Annotated in this window: 1 pseudogene; it reads left to right on the plus strand. The window is 44.3% G+C overall.

The window, feature by feature from the left end:
• Positions 1-240, plus strand: a pseudogene (locus MZO41_RS16630) (hypothetical protein); the annotation flags it as partial.
• Positions 241-289: the final 49 nt, after the last annotated feature.

Raw genomic sequence — 289 nt, forward strand, 5'->3', positions numbered from 1 at the left:
AATTACCGTAGCGCAACCAAGAATATCGTCTCTGATCACGCCCAGGGTACTGGTAAGAGGACTGATGGTCAGTCTTTCGAAGTTGTTTCGCAATCTGAAAAGCAACGGGTCACGAACGTCTTACGTAAGTCCCTTAATTTAAAGGCTGCGACAACCGGCGAAAAATTTGCTAACCAAAACTACCCATCTGATTTGATGATAAGAGTCGTGACTACTTGTTGCGATGTCTCAGCTAACTAATTAAAAAGCGCCAACTGAACTCCTTAGTAGAGCAGTTCAGTTGGCGCTT

The sequence above is a fragment of the Lactiplantibacillus sp. C232 genome (genome assembly GCF_023806725.1).
GTDB lineage: Bacteria > Bacillota > Bacilli > Lactobacillales > Lactobacillaceae > Lactiplantibacillus > Lactiplantibacillus plantarum.